Annotated in this window: 17 protein-coding genes; 11 read left to right on the top strand and 6 right to left on the bottom strand. The window is 72.3% G+C overall.

Annotated features, from left to right (window positions below; translation table 11 throughout):
• Positions 1-20: 20 nt before the first annotated feature.
• The gene (locus tag ETD85_RS45765) at positions 21-989 is read right to left on the bottom strand and encodes an aldo/keto reductase (protein ID WP_138696121.1); all 969 of its coding nucleotides are present in this window, start codon (positions 987-989) and stop codon (positions 21-23) included.
• A gap of 212 nt (positions 990-1201) precedes the next feature.
• Between ETD85_RS45765 and ETD85_RS45760 the strand changes: the two genes are divergently transcribed.
• The 6 genes from ETD85_RS45760 (at position 1202) to ETD85_RS45735 (ending at position 10509) form a co-directional block, all read left to right on the top strand.
• The gene (locus tag ETD85_RS45760; RefSeq protein ID WP_170247191.1) at positions 1202-2305 is read left to right on the top strand and encodes a sensor histidine kinase; all 1104 of its coding nucleotides are present in this window, start codon (positions 1202-1204) and stop codon (positions 2303-2305) included.
• A gap of 90 nt (positions 2306-2395) precedes the next feature.
• The gene (gene lanKC / locus ETD85_RS45755) at positions 2396-4963 is read left to right on the top strand and encodes a class III lanthionine synthetase LanKC (protein ID WP_240779863.1); all 2568 of its coding nucleotides are present in this window, start codon (positions 2396-2398) and stop codon (positions 4961-4963) included.
• Positions 4964-4966: 3 nt separating this feature from the next.
• Positions 4967-5098, top strand: coding sequence for a SapB/AmfS family lanthipeptide (locus ETD85_RS45750; RefSeq protein WP_103955008.1), 132 nt, complete (start codon positions 4967-4969; stop codon positions 5096-5098).
• A gap of 76 nt (positions 5099-5174) precedes the next feature.
• Positions 5175-6818: an ATP-binding cassette domain-containing protein gene (locus ETD85_RS45745; protein WP_138696119.1), complete on the top strand. Its 1644-nt coding sequence runs from the start codon at positions 5175-5177 to the stop codon at positions 6816-6818.
• The gene (locus ETD85_RS45740; protein WP_138696118.1) at positions 6815-8533 is read left to right on the top strand and encodes an ATP-binding cassette domain-containing protein; all 1719 of its coding nucleotides are present in this window, start codon (positions 6815-6817) and stop codon (positions 8531-8533) included. The genes ETD85_RS45745 and ETD85_RS45740 overlap by 4 nt, the downstream gene beginning before the upstream one ends.
• Positions 8530-10509 carry a prolyl oligopeptidase family serine peptidase gene (locus ETD85_RS45735; RefSeq protein ID WP_138696117.1) on the top strand — a complete coding sequence of 660 codons (1980 nt, stop codon included), beginning with the start codon at positions 8530-8532 and terminating at the stop codon, positions 10507-10509. The genes ETD85_RS45740 and ETD85_RS45735 overlap by 4 nt, the downstream gene beginning before the upstream one ends.
• A gap of 37 nt (positions 10510-10546) precedes the next feature.
• Here ETD85_RS45735 and ETD85_RS45730 read toward each other — a convergent pair whose 3' ends face one another.
• A complete protein-coding gene (locus ETD85_RS45730) occupies positions 10547-11152 on the bottom strand; it encodes a response regulator transcription factor (RefSeq protein WP_138696116.1) in 606 nt (201 codons plus the stop codon).
• 181 nt (positions 11153-11333) lie between these two features.
• Between ETD85_RS45730 and ETD85_RS45725 the strand changes: the two genes are divergently transcribed.
• Positions 11334-11810 (top strand): carboxymuconolactone decarboxylase family protein, encoded by a 477-nt coding sequence (locus ETD85_RS45725; RefSeq protein ID WP_240779862.1) that lies wholly within the window; start codon positions 11334-11336, stop codon positions 11808-11810.
• Here ETD85_RS45725 and ETD85_RS45720 read toward each other — a convergent pair.
• Together ETD85_RS45720 and ETD85_RS45715 are read right to left on the bottom strand one after the other, a co-directional pair.
• Positions 11788-12825, bottom strand: a complete 1038-nt coding sequence (locus ETD85_RS45720) for a zinc-dependent alcohol dehydrogenase family protein (RefSeq protein ID WP_138696114.1) — start codon at positions 12823-12825, stop codon at positions 11788-11790. The genes ETD85_RS45725 and ETD85_RS45720 overlap by 23 nt on opposite strands.
• A gap of 1 nt (position 12826) precedes the next feature.
• Complete coding sequence (locus tag ETD85_RS45715) at positions 12827-13657, bottom strand: helix-turn-helix transcriptional regulator (protein ID WP_138696113.1); 831 nt, start codon at positions 13655-13657, stop codon at positions 12827-12829.
• 113 nt (positions 13658-13770) lie between these two features.
• Between ETD85_RS45715 and ETD85_RS45710 the strand changes: the two genes are divergently transcribed.
• From ETD85_RS45710 to ETD85_RS45700, 3 genes are all read left to right on the top strand, one after another.
• Positions 13771-14481 (top strand): SDR family oxidoreductase, encoded by a 711-nt coding sequence (locus ETD85_RS45710; RefSeq protein WP_138696112.1) that lies wholly within the window; start codon positions 13771-13773, stop codon positions 14479-14481.
• 35 nt (positions 14482-14516) lie between these two features.
• Positions 14517-15914: a glutamate-cysteine ligase family protein gene (locus ETD85_RS45705; RefSeq protein ID WP_138696111.1), complete on the top strand. Its 1398-nt coding sequence runs from the start codon at positions 14517-14519 to the stop codon at positions 15912-15914.
• Between the two features lie 78 nt (positions 15915-15992).
• Complete coding sequence (locus ETD85_RS45700; RefSeq protein WP_138696110.1) at positions 15993-17006, top strand: hypothetical protein; 1014 nt, start codon at positions 15993-15995, stop codon at positions 17004-17006.
• Between the two features lie 57 nt (positions 17007-17063).
• Here the strand turns inward: ETD85_RS45700 and ETD85_RS45695 are convergent, their stop codons facing one another.
• Positions 17064-17780 carry a PaaX family transcriptional regulator C-terminal domain-containing protein gene (locus ETD85_RS45695; RefSeq protein WP_138696109.1) on the bottom strand — a complete coding sequence of 239 codons (717 nt, stop codon included), beginning with the start codon at positions 17778-17780 and terminating at the stop codon, positions 17064-17066.
• 31 nt (positions 17781-17811) lie between these two features.
• On the opposite strand from ETD85_RS45695, the gene ETD85_RS45690 reads away from it, so the two are divergent.
• A complete protein-coding gene (locus ETD85_RS45690; RefSeq protein WP_138696108.1) occupies positions 17812-19485 on the top strand; it encodes an acyl-CoA dehydrogenase family protein in 1674 nt (557 codons plus the stop codon).
• Positions 19486-19537: 52 nt separating this feature from the next.
• Here ETD85_RS45690 and ETD85_RS45685 read toward each other — a convergent pair whose 3' ends face one another.
• A complete protein-coding gene (locus ETD85_RS45685) occupies positions 19538-20335 on the bottom strand; it encodes an NAD-dependent epimerase/dehydratase family protein (RefSeq protein ID WP_138696107.1) in 798 nt (265 codons plus the stop codon).
• Positions 20336-20475: the final 140 nt, after the last annotated feature.

Genomic DNA, 20475 nt, shown 5'->3' with positions numbered 1-20475 from the left:
CCCCGCCCCCCACCCGGCGATCAGAAGCGCACCTCGCGCGGCCGGTACGACTCCTGCAGCAGCCTCAGCTCCGACTCCGACAGCGTCACGGAAACGGCCGCCACCGCGTCGTCCACGTGCCGGTCCTTCGTGGCCCCGACGATCGGCGCGGTCACGCCCGGCTGGTGCAGCAGCCAGGCCAGGGCGACCTGCGCGGCGGGCAGCCCGCGCTCCGCCGCCACCTGCGCCACCCGGTCGAGGATGAGCTTGTCGTTCTCCGGGTCGTACAGGGCGTCGATGCGCTCGTCCGAGCCTGTCCTGGCGGTCTCCGCCGCCGAGCCGGCCCTGGCCAGCACGCCCCGGGCCAGCGGGCTCCACGGGATGACGCCCACACCCTGGTCGGCGCAGAGCGGCAGCATCTCGCGCTCCTCCTCGCGGTAGAGGAGGTTGTAGTGGTTCTGCATCGAGACGAACTTCGTCCACCCGTTCGACTCGGCCGCGTGCTGCGCCTTGGCGAACTGCCAGGCCCACATGCTCGAAGCGCCGATGTAGCGGGCCTTGCCCGCCTTGACCACCTCGTGCAGCGCCTCCATGGTCTCCTCGATGGGCGTCTCGTCGTCCCAGCGGTGGATCTGGTAGAGGTCGACATGGTCGGTGCCGAGCCGCCGGAGCGAGTCGTCGATGGCGGCATGGATGTGCTTGCGCGACAGCCCCCGGTCGTTCACCCGCCTGCTCATGGGGAAATACACCTTGGTGGCCAGCACGTAGTCATCACGCCTGGGGAAGATCCCGCGCAGGACGTTGCCCGTCACGACCTCGCTCTCGCCACGGCTGTAGACGTCGGCGGTGTCGAAGAAGGTCACCCCCGCGTCGGCGGCCCGGCGGATGATCGGCTCGGCCTGATCCTGCGGCAGCGCCCATTCCTGCCGCGCCGGATCTCCGTAGCTCATCATGCCGAGGCACACGCGTGAAACTTGCAGACCAGTGGTGCCAAGTCGTGTGTAGTCCATAACACCCACGATAGAGGTGTATGTACTGGTTAACCGCAAGGTCGACGGGAAGTCAGTTTTGTCCGAAAGCGGAAACGACCTTTACACGAGTGAGTCTGATCGGGTCAGTTAGAGACACGAGAGTGCGGGGGGCGCCGGGGAGAGGCGCGTACCTCGTCGAGCCGGCCGCGCAGCACGGGGGTGAGGTGGAGGAAACGCACCGGAGACCCGTTGTGTGGGCACGTTCCAAACTGGAGCTCTTCGCGTCCTCCAGCTGGATCGGCGGGCTGGGGCTGGTGGCGGGGGTCATCGGCCTGACGGTGCCGGTGCAGCTCGCGCTCGCCGCCTCGGGAGCGGCGATCGAGGGCACCGCGACGCTGCTCGTCCTGCTCGCGCTGCACATGCGGTTCATCCTGGAGACCCCGGTACGCCGGGCCGGTTCGTGGTGGATCGTGGCCGTGCAGGCGTGGCTGACGTACCTGCCGCTGACGATCTTCGGGGCGGCGTGGACGCCGGTGTGCGGGCTGCTCGCCGGCGCGCTGCTCGTGATGGCCGCCCGGATCCGCTCGATCGTGCTGGTCGTCCTGGCGCTGGCCTGCGGCCTGGTGGTGCTGGCCGCGCCCGAGCCGTCGCTGATCCACCGGGGCTGGGCGCTGGCCGGCCCGCTGGTCGGCCTGGTCGAGTACGCGCTGGTCACGCTGGCGGTGCGGGCCAGGGAGCTCGGCAAGGAGCGTACGGAGGTGATGCGCAAGGCGGTCGAGCTGGAGCGCCGCCGCTTCACCCGCGACCTGCACGATCTGGTCGGCCACCGGCTCACGGTGCTGGTGCTGAAGGCGCAGCTCGTGCAGCGGCTGGTGACCGAGGAGGACAAGAGGGCGGCGGACGAGGTCAGCGAGACGCTCGACCTGCTGCGCAGCCTGGCGGCGGACGTCAGGGCCGTGGCCCACGGCCTGCGCAGCTCCTCGCTCGCCGCCGAGCTGGGCTCCGCGCGCTCGCTGCTGGAGTCGGCGCGGGTCCGCTGCCAGATCAAGGTGTCCTGCCACGACCTGCCGGAAGAGGTCGAGGAGGCGCTCACGCACGCCCTGCGCGAAGGCGTCACGAACGTCCTGCGGCACGCCGAGGCCCGCCAGTGCTCCATCCACCTCCTCGAACGCGACCGGCTCGTCCGCCTGACGATCAGGAACGACGGGGTACGCCCGCCGCGCCGGCCGGGCGACTCCGGGCAGGGCCTGCTGAACCTGGCCGAGCGCGTCTCCGGCCTGGGCGGCTGGCTGGAGGCGACCTCTTCGCGGTCCGGTCAATTCGCCTTCAGCGTGTACGCCCCATTAAAGGATTAGCCCGGTCCCGGTTGATTGTGCAGAACACACAAACGCCTATTAAATAGGCATGGTGCGGCAATGCTGCGTGTAACTAGCCCGGCGGCGCCAATGGCGGCAATCTCTAAGTACACCGCCTTGGAGGCCCGCCAGATGGACAAGTACGAGCTCTATTGCCTTGTGGATCCGAGCTTCTACGACTCGCTCGAGCACAGCACGGCCGAGGACGCCGACTTCTCCATCCTGCGCAGGCCGGTGCCCCAGGGCTGGTCGAACGCCGTGACCGACACCTGGTGCTATTACGCCTCCGACGACGAGCCGCCGCTGCCCGCCCAAGGGTGGAAGATTCACGTGTCGGCCCGGGTGGACGACGCCGACAAGGCCATCGCCGCCGTATGGGACTACTGCGTGCCGAGAGGGATCGCGTTCAAATTCCTGCGCGGCCTCCCCGTGCTCGTCATGGTGAATTCCAAGGCCGCGTCCAGGGCGTCGAGCGGAAAACTCATCACCGTTTATCCCAGGGACGAGGGCCAGCTCGAACTTGTGCTCAAAGAGCTCGGCGAGCTCCTGAGTGACGTGCGCGGCCCGTACATCCTCAGCGACCTGCGCTACGGCGCCGGCCCCCTGTTCGTCAGGTACGGGGGCTTCGCGGAGCGGCACTGCCTGTCCGCGGCCGGCGAGCGGGTGCTGGCGCTGGAGGACGGCGACGGGCGGCTCGTGCCCGACGTCCGGGGCGCCACGTTCTCGGTGCCGCCGTGGACGACGCTGCCCGCGTTCCTAGATCCGCACCTGGCCGCGCGCAACGCCGTGACGCTGGCCGGGCTGCCGTACGAGATCGAGAGCGTCCTGCACTTCTCCAACGGCGGCGGCGTCTACCTCGGGCGGGACACGCGCTCGGGGGAGCGGGTGGTGCTCAAGGAGGCCAGGCAGCACGCCGGGCTCGACGCGGCGGGACGGGACGCGGTCGCCAGGATCGAGCACGAGCGCGACATCCTGGAGCGCCTGGCGGGACTGCCCGCCGCGCCCGGGTTGCGCGGCTACTTCACGCTGGGCGAGCATCGCTTCCTCGTGCAGGAGTTCGTGGACGGCACGCCGCTCCAGCGGCGGCTGGTGCACCGCTACCCGCTGACCCGCGCCACCTGCACCGATCAGGACCTCGCCGCGTACACGGCGTGGGCGGTCGAGACGCTGCGGGCCGTCGAGGAGGCCGTGGAGTCGCTGCACGAGCGCGGGGTCGTCTTCGGCGACCTGCACCCCGACAACATCCTGCTGACCGACGACGGCCGCGTGGCGCTGATCGACTACGAGGTCGCCACGCTCGCCGACGACCGGGGCCGGGCCGCGCTCGCGCACCCCGCCTTCGCCGCGCCCGCCGACCGGCAGGGCGTGGACGTGGACCGGTACGCGCTGGCCTGCCTGCGCCTCGGCCTGTTCGCGCCCAATTGCACGATCATGCTGCCGCTGCACCGGCCGAAGGTGGCGCACCTGGGGGAGATCGTCAAAGAGACCTTCCCCGTGCCGCCGGGCATGGTGGACGAGGCCGTCAGGACCGTCTCGGATGAGCCGTGGGGAGGCGCCGCGCCCATGCCGGGCACGGCCACCTGGCCAGAGCTCCGCGACGCGATGTGCCGGGCCATCGTGGCCAGCGCGACCCCCGAGCGGGACGACCGGCTGTTCCCGGGGGACGTGGCCCAGTTCCGGCCGGGCGGCGGGCTCGCCCTGGCCCATGGCGCGGCGGGCGTGCTGTTCGCGCTCTCCCGTGCGGGCCTCGGGCCCTTCCCCGAGTACGAGCGCTGGTTACGCGACCGCGCGCTCCGCCCGGCCCAGGGCTCGGGCCTCGGGCTCTACGACGGGCTGCACGGCATCGCGTACGTGCTCGGCCTGCTCGGGCACCGGCAGGACGCCGACGAGCTGATCGACGTCTGCCTGCGCGAGAACTGGGACCGCCTGGAGTCCGCGCTGATGTCCGGCCTGTCCGGCATCGGGCTGAACCTGCTCCACGCCGGCCGCACCGGCCCCGCCCTGCGCGCCGTGGACATCTGCGCGGAGCGGCTTCGCGAGCCCGTGCCGGAGATCAGCGGCGGCGCCAACCCGCGGGCCGGGCTGCTGCACGGCTCGTCCGGGCCCGCCCTGCTGTTCCTGCACGCCTACGAGCACACCGGCGACCGCGCCCTGCTCGACCTGGCGGCCACCGCGCTCAGGCAGGACCTGCGCCGCTGCCGCCACTCCGAGGACGGCTCGCTCCAGGTGAACCAGGGCTGGCGGCTGCTGCCGTACCTGGACGAGGGCTCGGCCGGCATCGCCCTGGTGCTGGAGCGCTATCTGGCGCACCGGCCCGACGAGGAGCTCGCGACGGCGCTGACCGAGCTGCGGCTGGTCGCACGGGCCGGGTTCTTCGTCCAGCCGGGGCTGTTCACCGGGCGCGCGGGCATCCTCGCGGCGTTCCCCGAGGACGCGCACAGCCAGGTGAAAGGACTGAGGTGGCACGCGCTGCCGTACGGCGGGGGGCTCGCGTTCCCCGGCGACCAGCTGCTGCGCCTCTCCATGGATTTCGCGACCGGAACGGCGGGCGTGCTCTTCGCCCTCGGCGCGGCGCTGGGTGACCAGCGTTGCCGCCTGCCGTTCCTGGAGGCCGCACCCGAGCGGCCTACCTCTGATGAGACCTGGAAGGAGGTGTAACACATGGTACTTCTCGACCTGCAGGGTCTTGAGGCTCCCGCGGCCAGCGACGTGGCCAGCGGCGGCAGCACGCTCACCGTTCTCTCATGCCACTCCGGCAAGCCCAGCAACCTCAGTGTCGCACTCTGCCACTGATCGCGTGATATCGGTCCCCGTGCCGTCTGTGTCGGCGCGGGGACTCCACGAACTCTACCCGTGAGGGAGGCGCGCGGTGCGGGCAGGCGACCGGCTGCTGACCGGCACGATACGGCGCGGCGGCCCCTGGCCGGCCGTGCTGGCGGTCACCGCGGTAGCCGGAGCGGCCGGCGAGCTGGCCGTCCCCTACCTCATCGGCCGCACCGTGGACGCCTTCGTCGCGCGCCAGCCAGGCGGCACCCCCTGGCTGGCGCTCTGCGCTGCCGCCATCGCCGCCGTCATGCTCTGCGAGAGCGCCGGCGTCTGGGCGCGCGGCGCGAGCAGCGCCCACGCGGCGGCCACGCTGCGGCTCGGCGTCCTGCGCCACGTCCTCGGCACCGGGCAGGCCGCCACCCGCCGTTTCCCCGAAGGCGAGCTCGTCACCCGGGCAGGACTCAACGCCGAGGAGGCGGGCCGGGCGCCCGAGACGGTGACCAGCGCGCTCGCCCTGCTGGTGCCCACGGTGGGCGCGCTGGTCGCGCTCACGCTGATCGCGCCCGTGCTGACGCTCACGCTCGGCGCGGGCATCGTCGTCATCCTCCTCGCGCTGCGCGCCTTCCTCCGCGCGACGACCACGATCGCGGGCGGGTACCAGGAGGTGCAGGGCGAGATCGCGGCCCGGCTCGTGGACGCCATGGACGGCGCCCGCACGATCGCCGCGGCCGGGACCGCGGCCCAGGAGTCGCGGCGGGTGCTGGCGCCGCTGCCCAGGCTGCGCGCGCACGGCCTGGCCCTGTGGCGGGCCAACGCGTCGGCCGCGGTCCAGTCGGGGGTGGTCGTGCCGCTGCTGGAGGTGGCGGTGCTGACCGCCGGCGGGTTCATGCTCGCCGCGGGCGAGCTGACGATCGGCGAGCTGTACGCCGCCGCCCGCTACGCCGTGCTCGGCGCGGCCCTGAGCACCGCGCTCGGCCACGTCGGCGGCCTGGCCAGGGCACGGGCCGCCGCCGAACGCGTCGCCGAGGTCCTCGCGCTGACCCAGGTCGCGCACGGCACGCGGAGGCTGCCTCCCGGGCCGGGGACGGTCGAGTTCCGCGACGTGAGCGCGTACGGGCTGGACGTCGGCGACCTGACGGTGCCCGGCGGCTCGGTGACGGCCGTGGTGGGCCGGTCGGGCTCGGGCAAGTCCCTGCTGGCCGCCCTGGCGGGCCGGCTGGCCGACCCCGAGCGCGGGACCGTCCTGCTCGACGGGGTCCCGCTGCGGGAGCTGACGCGGGCGGAGCTGCGCCGCGCCATCGGGTACGCCTTCGAACGCCCGGTGCTGGTCGGCGAGACCGTGGGCGAGGCGATCGGGGATACGGGCGCCGCCGCCAGGGCCGCCTGCGCGGACGCGTTCGTCCGGCGGCTCCCCCTCGGCTACGGCACGCCGCTGCGGGACGCGCCGATGTCCGGCGGCGAGCGCCAGCGGATCGGCCTGGCCAGGGCCTTCGCCCAAGGAGAGCGGCTGCTGGTGCTCGACGACGCCACCTCCAGCCTCGACACCGTGACCGAACGCCAGGTCGGCCAGGCGCTCACCACGGACGACCGGGGCCGCACCCGGCTGATCGCGGCGCACCGGCTGGCCACCGCCGCCCGCGCCGACCAGGTCGTCTGGCTGGAGGACGGCAAAGTGCGCGCCAGGGGGCCGCACCACACGCTGTGGCAGGACCCCGGCTACCGGGCGGTTTTCCAGGGGGAGACATGAGCCCATCGCGCCGGGAACAGGACCGGCGGCCCGCGCGGAGCGAGCCGGGGATCGGGTTCTGGCGGGCGTTGCGGCGCAGGCCGCGCGTCCTGGTCAGGATCGGCCTGTGGTCGGTGCTGGAGGCGGGCCCCGCGTTCTTCGTCGGGCACGCGATCGCGCGCGCCATCGAGGACGGCTTCGCCCGCGCGCAGCCCGTGGCCGGGCTGGGCTGGCTGGCGGCGCTGGCCGTCACGTGGCTGGCCGCCGCGGTGGCCGCCCGCCAGGTCGTGCTGGCCGTGGCGGCGGTGGCCGAGCCGTTCCGCGACGACCTGCTGACCTACGTCGTCGAAGGGGCGCTGCGGCGCGAGCCGTCCACGCGCGGCGACAGCGCCGCGGTCGCCAGGGCCGGGCTCCAGGTCGAGCTGGCCAGGGACGCCTTCGCGGCCGTGGTCACCACCGTGCGCGGGTTCGTGTTCACCCTGGTCAGCGTGCTGCTGGGGCTGCTGACGCTGGCTCCGCAGCTGCTCGTGCTGGTGCTGCCGCCGTTCGTGGCCGGGCTCGGGCTGTTCCTGGCCTCGCTGCCCGCGCTGGCGCGGCGGCAGCGGGCCTTCCTGATGGCCGACGAGCGCCTGACCGAGTCCATGACGGCCGCGGCGGGCGGGCTGCGCGACATCGAGGCGTGCGGCCTGCAGGAACGCGTCGCGGACGGGCTCGCCCTGCGGACCGGCGAGCAGGCCGCCGCGGCGCGCGCGCTGGCCGGGGTGACCGCCGTCCGCACCGCCGCCCTCGCCGTGGGCGGCTGGCTGCCCGTCGTCCTCGTGCTGGCGGGCACCCCGTGGCTGCTGAGCGGCGGGCTCGGGATGGGGGTGGTCGTGGGCGCGCTCGCGTACGTCACGCAGTCCCTGGCCCCCGCGCTCGGCGGGCTGGTGCAAGGGCTCGGCGTGAGCGGTGTCCGGCTCGCCGCCACGCTGGGGCGGATCGCGGGCGCGGTCCCGGCGCCCGCGCCGTCCCCGCCCAGGATCCGGCCCGCCACCTGCGAGGTCCGGCTCGACGGCGTCACCTTCGCGTACGGGCCGCACTCCGCGCCCGTCGTCGACCGTCTCGACCTCGCGGTCCCCGAGGGCGACCACCTGGCGGTCGTGGGGCCGAGCGGCGCGGGCAAGTCCACGCTGGCCGCCATCATCAGCGGCATGCTCCGGCCCCAGAGCGGCGCGGCGCTGGTCGGAGGCGTCCCCGCCGACCGGCTCGACCCAGCCGCCCGCGTGCTGATCCCCCAGGAGGCGTACGTCTTCCGCGGCACCCTCCTGGAGAACCTCGCCTACCTCAGGGACGGGGAGACCGGGCTGGACGAGGCCGTCGCGGCCCTCGGCGCGGAGCGGCTGGTGGCCGAGCTGGGCGGGTACGGGGCCGCCGTCGAGCCCGCCGCCCTGTCGGCGGGGCAGCGCCAGCTCATCGCCCTCGTACGCGCCTACCGCACCCCCGCCGATCTCATCGTCCTGGACGAGGCCACCTGCCATCTCGACCCCGCCGCGGAGGCGCGGGCGGAGCACGCGTTCGCGCGTCGCGGCGGCACCCTCATCGTGGTCGCGCACCGCCTCACCTCCGCCCTGCGCGCCCGCCGCATCCTGCTCATGGACGGCGGCCAGGTCATCATCGGCACCCACGACGAGCTGGTCAGGACCTCGCCTCTGTACGCGGACCTGGCCGGCCACTGGCACCCGGAGCCCGTCTCATGAAATTTCCAGACAGTTATCCGCCCGCCGACCGCCTCCTCCTCACCGCCCACCACCACGGACACGCGATCGAGGACCCGTACCGCTGGCTGGAGGACCCCCTCGACCCCCGCACGGAAGCCTGGCTGACCGCGCAGGACAAGCTGTGGCGCGAACGCGCCGCCGCGCTGCCCGAACGCGAGTGGTTCCGGGCCCGGCTCACCGAGCTCAGCGACACCGGGCTGGTCACGCCGCCCGTGTGGCGCGGTCGCAAGCGCTTCCACCTGCGGCAGTCCACCTCCCAGGAGCATCCGGTCCTCTACTGCGACGACCAGGTCGTCCTGGACCCCATGGACCTCGACCCCACCGGGCTCACCACGCTGGACGACTGGCAGCCCGACCTGGAAGGGCGCCGCCTGGCGTACCAGATCTCCAGGAGCGGCGACGAGCAGGCGGACCTCTACGTCAGGGACGTCGCCACCGGGGCCGTCATCGACGGGCCCATCGGCGGCTGCCGGTACTCCGCGGTCGCCTGGCTGCCCGGCGGCGCGGCGTTCTACTACGTGCGCTTCCGCGAGGGTGTGTACCTGCACCGGGTCGGCGAGGCCGCCGACGTGCCGGTCTTCACCAGAGGCCCGATCTCGTACGGCGTCCAGATCAGCGTGGACGGCCGCTGGCTGACGATCTCGGCGGGCACGGCGTCGGGCAGCTCGCTCTGGCTGGCCGATCTGGCCGGCGGCGATCCGGCGGCGACCCTGCCGCGTCCCGTGCGGGAGGGGTCGGCCGCCAGGACGGCGGGCGCGGTGGCCTGCGACGGCCGCCTGTACCTGCTCACGGACCTGGACGCCCCGAGGCGGCGGCTCTGCGTCGCCGATCCCGAGGACCCCGGCGTCTGGCGGGAGCTGGTGCCCGAGGACGAGGAGGCGGTCCTGGGCGCGTTCACGGTGCTGGACGGCGACCGGCTGCTGGTCTCCAGGACGCGCCACGCCGTCGGCGAGATCGCCGTGCACCACAGCCGCACGGGGGAGCGGCTGAGCACCGTGCCGCTGCCGGGCAGCGGCACGATCGCCGCGCTCACCTCGCGCCCCGAGGGCGGCCCCGAGGCGTGGTTCGCCTACACCGACGCCGTCACCCCCGCCGAGATCTGGCGCTACGACGCCCGTACGGACGCCACCACCCCCTGGTCGGCGGCCCCGGGCCGGCGCAGCCTGCCCGAGGTGCGCAGCCACCACATCGAGTACGCCTCGGCCGACGGCACCCGCGTCCGCATGGTCGTCGTCGCCCTGCCGTCGGAGAGCGGCGGCCCCAGGCCGGCCATACTCAGCGGGTACGGCGGCTTCGGCATCCCCCTGCTGCCCGGCTACGCAGCCGACTCCCTGGCCTGGGTCGAGGCGGGCGGCGTGCTGGCCATCGCCAACCTGCGCGGCGGCGGCGAGGAGGGCGAGGGCTGGCACCGGGACGGCATGCTGGAGCGCAAGCAGAACGTGTTCGACGACTTCGTGGCCGCCGCCGAGAAGCTGATCGCCGACGGCTGGACGACCCCGGAGCGGCTCGGCATCTGGGGCGAGTCGAACGGCGGCCTGCTCGTCGGCGCGGCGATCACCCAGCGGCCGGACCTGTTCGCCGCCGCGGTGTGCTCGGCCGGGCTGCTCGACATGGCCCGCTACCACCGCAGCGGCCTCGGCCCCTCCTGGATCGGCGAGTACGGCGATCCCGAGGACGCCGAGCAGCTCGGCTGGCTGCTGGGATACTCGCCCTACCACCACGTCGCCAAGGGCACGGACTATCCCGCCACGCTGTTCACCGTCTCGGCGGGGGACACGCGGGTGGACCCCATGCACGCGCGCAAGATGTGCGCCGCGCTCCAGTGGGCCACGGGCGGCGACCGGCCGGTGCTGCTCAGGCACGAGCTCGACGTGGGACACGGCGCCCGGGCGGTCAGCCGCTCGGTCGGGCTGGCCGCCGACGTCCTGGCCTTCCTGGCCGCCCACACCGCCTGACGGCTCGAAGCCGGGACCGCGCGGCCGGGGAGAAGGCTCAGATCCAGCCGGACTCCCTGGCGATGCGGATGGCGTCGATCCTGCTGCGCGCCCCGAGCTTGGCCGTGGTGCGGCACAGGTAGTTCCGTACGGTCCCCTCGGCCAGGTACAGCGCCGCGGCGATCTCCCCGATCGACGCCCCGCCGGCCGCGGCCCCGATCACGTCCAGCTCGCGCTGCGTCAGCGGGGCCTCGGTGGGGCGCATGGCCGCGATGGCGAGCTCGGAGTCGATGACCCGCTCTCCCTCGGCCACCCTGCGGATGCCGTCGGCCAGCCGGCCGGGCGGGGCGTCCTTGGCCATGAAACCGCGTACGTGCACGTCGAGTGCCCTTTTGAGCAGTCCGGGCGTGCCCACGCCGGTCAGGATGAGCACCCCGCAGTCCGGCATCTTCTCGTGCAGCTCGCCGGCCGCGGAGAGACCGTCCTTGCCGGGCAGCGCGATGTCGATCACCGCGACGTCGGGGCGGCAGGCGTTGGCGGCGGCCAGGATGCGGTCGCCCCGTTCGACCTCGGCCACGACCTCGATGTCCTCCTCATATGCCAGCAGAGCCACGAGCGCTCCTCGTACCAGGTGCATGTCCTCAGCGAGCAACGTTCGAATCACCTTGCGCGTCCTTGCGGTCGACAGGCTTGCAACGTCTGCGGGCTCCTCAATCCTCACCTATTGCCCCCAATTGTGAAAAGTACCGCTACATAGGTGGCAAAGGGGGTCTATTTGACTTGGCAATTTCTCGCCCTATCAAGCGCCCGCTTATTTGGGGATGCTGATGACCATGGATCCCCGCGTGCGGCCTCTGCCCCCCGAAGAGTGGGACGACTTCACGAAAGCGAACCCCTACAACGTGTTCGCCACGCTGGCCCGCCACCCCGGGCTCTACCGGGCCTGGCTGCGGTTCGGCGGCGCGCTGCTCGACGGCACGCTGCCGGCCCGCGACCGGGAGCTGGCCATCCTGCGCACGGCCTACCACGCCGGCAGCGCGTACGAGTGGGCCCACCACGCCCGGCTGGGCCGCGAGGCGGGCCTCACCGACGTGGAGATCGAGTCGGTACGCCAGCTCGACGCCCTCTGGCCGGTCGAGGACCGGCTCGTGCTCCAGGTGGCGGACGACCTCCACTACGCGGGCGACCTGACCGACGCCACCTGGGCGGCGCTCTGCGACCGCTACGACGAGGTGGGCAGGATCGAGCTGGTCATGCTCGTGGCCCACTACGGCATGCTGGCGCTCGTGCTCAGGACGCTCAGAGTGGAGATCGAGGAGTGATCATCGTGACGCCCGGCACCGAGCCGATCGAGGCCAGCGCCTTGCCGGCGTCGGCGAGCCCGATCGTGCGGGTCACGAGCTGGTCGGGATGCAGGATCCCGGCTCTGATCATCTCCAGCATCGGCTGGTAGGCGTGCGCGGCCATGCCGTGGCTGCCGAGCAGCCGCAGCTCGTGGCCGATCACCCGGTCCATCGGCACGGGCGTCGGCCCGCCGGGGAGCAGGCCCACCTGCACGTGACGGCCCCGGCGGCGCAGGCTCTCGATGGAGGCGGCGCACGTCTGCGGGCTGCCCAGCGCGTCGATCGACACGTGCGCGCCGCCCCTGGTCAGCTCCCTGACCTGGGCCGCCGCGTCACCGGCCGAGCCGTTGACGAAGTGGGTCGCCCCGGCCAGCTCGGCCAGGTGCAGCGCGTCGGTGCTGATGTCCACGGCCACCACCCGCGCGCCGGCCGCCGTCGCGATCATCACGGCGGACAGGCCCACGCCGCCGCAGCCGTGCACCGCCACCCATTCGCCCGGCCGCACCTCGCCCACCTGCGCCACGGCGCGGAACGCGGTGGCAAAGCGGCAGCCGAGCCCGGCCGCCGTGGCGTAGGCCATGTCCTCGGGGATCGGGATCAGGTTGACGTCGGCGTGGTCGATGGCGACGTACTCGGCGTAGGAGCCCCAGTGGGTGAAGCCCGGCTGGGTCTGGCGCTCGCACACCTGCTGGTCGCCGGTCGCGCAGGACGCGCAGGAGCCGCAGGCGCAGATGAACGGGACGGTCACGCGCGCGCCCGGCAGCCAGCCGCGCACGTCGGAGCCGACCGCCTCCACCACGCCCGCCAGCTCGTGCCCGGGCACGTGCGGCAGCACCCTGATGTCGGGGTCGTGTCCCTGCCAGCCGTGCCAGTCGGAGCGGCACAGCCCCGTCGCCTCGACCCTGATCACCGCTCCGTGCTGGGCGGGTGAAGGATCGGGCAGCTCGCGCACGTCGAGCTCTCCACCGAAGATGTCAAAGGCAACCGCTCGCATCTCATGAGCTTAGGGTCAATTGCCGCAGCTCGCGCAAGGCTTGGTGCGAGGGTGACCCAGGTTCTGTGGTGTAGAGGACGAGGTGGAGGTCGTCGCGGTCAGGAACCGTCAGCACCTGGCAGATCGCGTCGATCGTGCCGACCGCCGGGTGTGTGATCCGCTTGCGCTGCTCCCTGCGGATCTCGACCTCGTGCCGGTCCCACAGCTCGGCGAACTCGCGGCTCAGCCCGCGCATCTCGGTGACCAGCGCCTGGAGCCGCTGGTCGTCGGGGTAGCGGCCGGCGGCGGCGCGCAGATCGGCGACCGAGGCGCGGGCGAAGCGGCCCTTCTCCTCGTCGTCGAGATGCTCGGCGATGTCGGGGGACATGAAGACCCAGCGGATGACGTTGCGCCGGTCGGGGGGCAGATCGTCGAGATTGCCCATCAGCGCGCTGGCCACCGGGTTCCAGGCGCGGATGTCGTACCTGGCGTCCAGCACGTAGGCGGGCACCTCCTCCAGGAACGCGATCAGGTGCAGCAGGCTGCCCGGCACGTCCTCCCTGATCCGCGGCGTGTCCGCCGGCTGACCCGCCAGGTGGAACAGGTGGGCGCGCTCGTCCTGGCTCAGCATCAGGGCCCTGGACAGCGCGTTGAGCACCTGCTTCGACGGGTGCGGGCCCCGGCCCTGCTCCAGCCGGATGTAGTAGTCGATCGACATGCCGGCCAGCTGCGCGACCTCCTGCCTGCGCAGGCCCGGCGTGCGGCGGCGCTCCCCGTCCGGCAGGCCCACCTCGGCCGGGGTGACGCGGGCGCGCCGGTTGCGGAGGAAATCGGCAAGTTCGTCGCGGTTCATAGCTCCATCTTCGGCGACCTGCGGCGACGCTGGGAGGCGCGTGGGTGGTACCGCCGGTCCCAGCTTCCGCAGGTCTCTCCCGGACCGCCTGCCAGCTGGGCGAACGTGGATCCATGACGAAAATCGCTCTCATCACGGGCGCCAACAAGGGAATCGGCTTCGAGATCGCGCGGCTGCTCGCCGAGCAGGGCGTGACCGCGATCATCGGGGCGCGCGACGAGGAGCGCGGGCGGGCCGCGGGCGAGCGGCTCGGGCTGCCGCACGTGCGGATCGACGTGACCGACGAGGCCGTGGTCGCCGCCGCGGCCAAGTGGGTCGGGCAGGAGTACGGCAGGCTGGACATCCTGGTCAACAACGCCGGGATCGCCGGCAGCCTCGACGCGACCGTGCCCAGCGCCACGCCGGCGCGGGCGCTCAGGGAGATCTACGAGACGAACGTCTTCGGCGTCGTCACCGTGACCAACGCGATGCTGCCGCTGCTGCGCGCCTCCGAGGCCGGCCGGATCGTGAACATGTCCAGCGAGCTCGGCTCGCTGACCCTCGCGATGGACCGGAGCACCCCCTACTGGGACGCGAACTACATCACCTACAACTCCTCCAAGTCGGCGCTCAACATGGTCACCGTCAGCTACGCCAAGGAGCTGATCGACACCCCGATCAAGGTGAACGCCGCCAACCCGGGCTACTGCGCCACCGACCTCAACGCGCACACCGGCTTCCGGACGGCCGAGCAGGGGGCGGCGATCGCCGTACGGCTCGCGACGCTCGGTGCGGACGGCCCGACCGGCGCCTACCTGGAGGACGACGGCGACATTCCCTGGTGAAGTGTCAACGCCAACGAAAAGGACAGAAGGGGGTGATGGGACGAGATCTCGATAAAGAGCGATTCACCGAAGCGGAGTACGCCCGCTTCGGTGAGCGCATCCGTGAGCAGCTCGGCGTCCTGCGCGAGCTGCTCGATACCCCCGGCTTCGGCGCGGGCCCGGCCACGATCGGCGCGGAGCTTGAGCTGTTCCTCATCGACGAGCAGGGCCGGCCGCTGCCGCGCAACAGCGAGGTGCAGGAGGCTCTCGGCGACCCCCGCGTCGTCCTGGAGCTCGGCCGCTTCAACATCGAGGTCAACCTGACCCCGACGCCGCTGGCGGGCACCCCCTTCGAGCTGATGGCCGGGGAGGTGCAGGAGACCATGACCAAGGTGGACGGCGCGGTCGAGGGCGGAGGCGCGGTGCCCATCGGCATCCTGCCCACGCTCGGCACCGAGCACTTCACCGTGGGCGCCATCAGCGACCAGAACCGCTACCGGGCCATGAGCAGAGGCATCAGGCGGCTGCGGCTGGAACCGTTCCTGGTCAAGATCGACGACCTGGAGCTGTCCGTGGAGGACGTGATCCTCGAAAGCGCCAACACCTCCTGGCAGGTGCACATGCGCACGCCGCCCGAGCGCTTCGCCCGCCTGTTCAACGCCGCCCAGCTCGCCATCGGCCCGGTGCTGGCCACGTGCGGGAACTCGCCGTTCTTCCTGGGCAGGCAGCTGTGGGAGGAGACGCGGATCGCGCTGATGGAGGAGGCCGCCGACGACCGGGACGTGCAGCGGCGCGAGCGCAGGGACGGGCGCGTCACGTTCGGCTCCGACTGGGTGCGTGAGGGCGCGTACGAGCTGTTCGAGCGGTACGTGCAGGACTACGACCCCGTCATGCCGGATATGTCGGACGACGCTGAGCGGCACGAGGTGCCCGAGCTGCGGCTGCACCAGGGGACGATCTGGCAGTGGAACCGGCCCGTCTACGATCCGGCCGACGGCGGCCACCTGCGGATCGAGATGCGCGCGCTGCCCGCGGGCCCCTCGTGCGCGGACATGGCGGCGAACACGGCGTTCCTGCTCGGGCTCACGTTGTCGCAGGCCGAGCGGGACCTGACGGGCTACAAGTTCGCCGAGGTGTACCAGAACTTCTACCGGGCGGCCATGCAGGGACTCGACGCCAAGCTCTCCTGGCCGGGGCTCGACGGCGAGTTCGAGGCGGCGGAGCTGGTGCTGCGCCTGCTCCCCGAGGCGCGCGCCGGGCTGCTCGCCGCCGGGGTCGCGGCGCACGACGCCGACCGCGCGCTGGACGTGATCGCACAGCGCACCCGGCTGCGCCGCACCGGCGCGGTGTGGCAACGAGAGGCGCTGGCGCGCTACGGCGGGGACTCGGAACGGCTCGTCCGCGAATATCGTGAGCGGGCTTTGTCCGGGCTGCCAGTGCATTTGTGGGATTGATCGCCAACCTTGGCAGCTCGCGATCCGTCAGACTGGTTCAAGAGACGGAAAAGCGAGGGGCGAATGGCAGCGACGGGGATGGTTCCAACTGACAAAGCTCCCTATGCCCTGCGGCGGGAGACGGGCGACCTGGCCAAGGGGGCGGCCAAGCTGGCGGGGGAGATCGGCAGCACGGGCGTCGAGGCCCTGCTGGCCGGCGCCAACAGGAACATGACGGGCAAGGGGGCGCCCGGCGCGCTTGGCTCCATGAAGCCGAAGCCGTCCCAGTGGTACGCCTTCGACGACAAGGACCAGGTCACCGTCGACTGGTATCCGCAGGGGCTGACCTGCGGGGAGGACTCCGGCTCCATCGGCGTGCCGGTGTTCATGGCGAGCTGGTACTTCAAGCCCGAAGCGGGCGAGCGCGGGATCAGGGTGTCCTTCGCGAGCCCGAAGACGCTGAAGTACCAGCACGCGCTGCTGGTCCAGGCCAGGCCGGACGGCTCGTACGGGCCGATCGACATCCACGCGGGCGGCATCGCGGTCCACGGCGACCTGCTCTACGTGGCCGACACCCTCAGGGGCCTGCGCGTCTTCGACCTGAACAACCTGCTCGACCTGCGCACCGCCCAGAGCGACCTGGGCGACCCCAACCGGATCGGCCGGCACGGGCGCAAGTTCCACGCCTTCGGCTACCGCTACGTGATCCCGCAGACCGACTTCTGGCAGGTCGCGCAGGCGGGGCCGCGGTTCTCGTTCGTGTCGATCGACCGCAGCGGCGCCACGCCGCAGCTGATCACCGGCGAATACCGGGAGGGCGACCCCGGCGGGTGGGTGGCGCGCTGGGACCTCGCCTTCGCCGGTGGCGAGCCGAACGACGCCTTCGTGATGGGCCATCCCAAGATCCAGGGGGCGATCTCGTGGGGCGGCAAGTGGTACCTGAGCCAGGCGGCGAGCTCCACCACCAACGGCAAGCTGCTCGTGCACGCGGGTGAGACGCTGCAGACCAGGCCCTTCCCGATCGGGCCCGAGGACCTGACCGTGCAGGACGGCAAGCTGTGGAGCGTCACCGAGTTCAAGGGCAAGCGGGTGATCTTCGGCGTGGCGCTCTGAGGAGGCCCTCGAACGTGGGGTGTGGCGCTGTAAGGAGGCGGCCTTCGAGCGTGGCGGTCAGTCCTTGAGATGCACGAGGAGGACCTCGCGGTAGCGGCGGTCGAAGTCGTCGTACCTGGCCCGCAGCGCGGCCCCCGGCCACCCGGCCGGCAGCAGCTCCTGCGGCAGCAGCGGGTCGGCGAGCAGGTGGCGCAGCACGGCGGCCGACACGAGGAAGCCCTCCGCCAGCCCGTCCGCGCGATCCAGCGCCCGCTCCAGCCGGTGCGCCTCCTCGCTCCAGCCGTCGAGATCCCACAGCATGGGGGTCGGGTCGCCGTGCGGGCGGCCGTCGATCAGCGTGCACTGCGCGGTCACGATCTCCGGCCACGCGCGCACCAGGTTCGCCGGGCGCATCCAGGTGCCCTCGCGCAGCTCGGCCAGCCGCAGCGCGGTCATCGTGTGCCTGAGCGCGGCCCGGTCGGCGGGCGCGCGCCGCTCCGCGGTGACCACGGCCACCTCCCAGGTGCCGTCCCACGGCTTCGTGTGCGGGTCGCGGCTCTCGTCCTGCCTGGCCTGGCGCTCGACGAGCCGCGCCGACAGCGTGTAGCGGCCACCCGACTGCAGCAGGTCACCGGCCGCGACCATCCGTGACAGCGCCACCCGCACGGTGCCCTCGGCGATCCCGAACAGCGCGCCGATGCGCACCAGCTGACGGGCCGGCAGGCGGGGCGGGTGGCTGCCCAGCAGCGCGCTCAGGACGGCCGATCTGGCACTGAGGTTGTTACGCTCTTCCATCGCGTGTCGAGTATATGTAACACTCCCGAGTATGGGGCGTTATCTCATCGAACCTTTCGACCACAGCGACCGTTACGCCACCGAGCGCTATCAGGGCGCGGCCGGGCGCAACTGGTGGAGCTGCGATCCCACGCTGCGCCTGTTGATGCGGCGCCACCTGGGCGAGGGCTTCGCCTGGGCGGAGCCGTACCTGGACCGGCTCGGCGCGCTGATGGGTGGCCTGGTGGCCGAGTGCGCCGAGGAGACCGACCGCAACCCGCCGCGGCTGGAGAAGTACGACAAGTGGGGCAGGGACGTCAGCCAGGTCGTCATGCCGCCGTCGTTCCATACCGCCAGGCAGGCGCTCATGGCGAACAACTTCACCTCGCCCTCCTTCGCCGATCAGGCCCGGGCGAACGGGGCGGACCCGGCCGCGCTCGGAGCGGCGTGGACGTACCTGCTCGACCAGGCCGACATCGGGATGGGCTGCGCGCTCGGCACGGGCGGCGACATGGTGGTCTCCCTCGCGGAGAAGTACGCACCTGAGGACATACGCGATCGGGTGCGGGAGATCTTCGCCAACGGCTACTACTCCGGCGAGGCCGCTCAGATGTTCACCGAGCGGACCGGAGGCTCGGACCTGGCGGCGCTGGAGGCCACGGCGATGCCCGATGGCGAGTCGTGGCTGCTGTCCGGGTTCAAGTGGTTCGCCTCCAACGCCAACGGGTCGGCGTTCGTGGTGCTCGCCCGGCTCCCCGACGGGGCCGTGGCGCCGTTCCTGGTGCTGTGGGAGCGCCGGGACGGCACCCGCAACGGCGTACGGATCCGGCGGCTCAAGGACAAACTCGGCACCAGGTCCGTCGCGTCGGCCGAGGTCGAGTTCGCGGAGGCGGAGGCGTTCCTGCTGGCCGGTCAGGGCTCGGGCTCGGGGCTCGGGACCATGATGAAGCTGACCAACGCCTCCAGGCTGGGCGTGGCCATGATGGGCGTCGGCGTGGCCAGGCGCGCGCTGGTGGAGTCGATCTGTTACGCCAGGGCCCGCGAGGCGTTCGGGCGGCCGCTCATCGAGCAGCCGCTGATGCGCCGCAAGCTGAGCGAGCTGATCGTCGAGGTCGAGGCGGCGCAGGCGATGGTGTTCGACGGGCTCGCGGGGCCGCGGCGGCTGCGCCTCGCGCCCGCCCTGATCAAGCTGCGGACCGCCCGGCTCGGCGTGACGGCGGCCAGCGACGCGATCGAGGTGCACGGCGGCAACGGCTACATCGAGCAGTGGCCCGTGGCCAGGCTCCTGCGCGACGCCCAGGTCAACCCGATCTGGGAGGGCGGCGACAACATCCTCTGCCTGGACGTGCGGCGAGCCATGCTCAAGGAGCAGGCGCACCTGCCCTTCCTCGACCGCCTGCGCGAGCTGGCCACCTCCGACCTGCTGCACGCGCGCATCGACGACCTGACCAAGGCGATCTCGGCCTGGCACGCCCTGGAGCGGACGGTGGCGGAGGAGCGGCTCTATCCGCTGGCGCAGTTCATGGCCGACGTCTACGCGGCCGCGCTGCTGGAGGACCAGGCCACCTGGGGGCTCGACGACGGGCGCAAGGCCCTGGTGGCCCGGCTCTACGCCGAGGCGCACCTGGCCGAGCGCGGCCCGCTGCGCGGCATCGACGCCCCCGCCGACGACCACTTCGACCTGCTGCTGTCCGGAGCCCTGACGGAGGACACGCAAACAACCTGACCCAGCGCCCGGCCACCGGGCGGAGATGTGGATGAAGGGGGGTTGCGCGCGGCTACAGGCCGAGGGCGTGGCGGAGGGTGTAGTCGGCGCTCGCGAAGTCGCCGCCCTGCGGCGGATCGCTCGCGAAGTAGTCCGCCACGCCGGGAATCCGGTCCGCGTAGACCTCGGCGTCGTCGCGGGGACGATAGCCGAGCCCTTCGTCGAGCTCCCAGAACCGGCGGGTGTTGGCCGAGACCGCATAGGCGGCGGTGAAGTCGATGCCCGGCCGGGTCAGCGCGGCCCAGACGAATCCGGCGCAGTCGTCGGGGCTCAGCCAGGTGGCCAGGTGCCGTGGGTCGATCGGCTCGGGCTCCAGGCTGCCGATGCGCAGGCACACGACCTGCAGCCCGAACTTGTCGGCATAAAGACGCCCCAGAGCCTCGACGGCGACCTTGCTGACGCCGTACAGGCCGTCGGGCCGGGGCGGCATCTCGGCCGACACCCGCTCGGCCGACGGGTAGCAACCGGTCAGCCGGTTGCTGCTGGCCAGCACCACCCGCCCGACCCCGGTGCGCCGCGCGGCCTCCAAGATGTGATGGGTGCCCAGGATGTTGCCCGCGACCAGGTCGGGCAGCGGCGCCTCGTCGGGCACGCCGGCCAGATGCACGACCGCGTCGGCGCCGTCGATCACCGACGCCACGTCGTCGACGCCGGCCAGATCCGCCTGACGGACCTCCTCGCCGGGGCCGGTGGAGGTCAGCGGCACGCGATCGACCGAGATCAGCCGGCCCAGCCGGCGTCGCAGGGGCTCTCGCAGCACAGATCCCACCCGGCCTGCGGCACCGGTGAGAACAACGGTCTCGATGGTCACGGGGCGAAGTATGCCCTGTCTCTTATACGCATCTAAAAAAAAAACAACGACCACCGGAGTGCCCGCAGTCAGACCGCAGAGTGCCGCCGCTTGTGAACTTACCACGCCCAGCAATGTGCCGGTTTCTTTGACAGGAGAAA

It is taken from the genome of Nonomuraea zeae, assembly GCF_005889725.1.
Classification (GTDB): domain Bacteria; phylum Actinomycetota; class Actinomycetes; order Streptosporangiales; family Streptosporangiaceae; genus Nonomuraea; species Nonomuraea zeae.
This window is presented reverse-complemented; position numbering and strand designations above follow the sequence as displayed.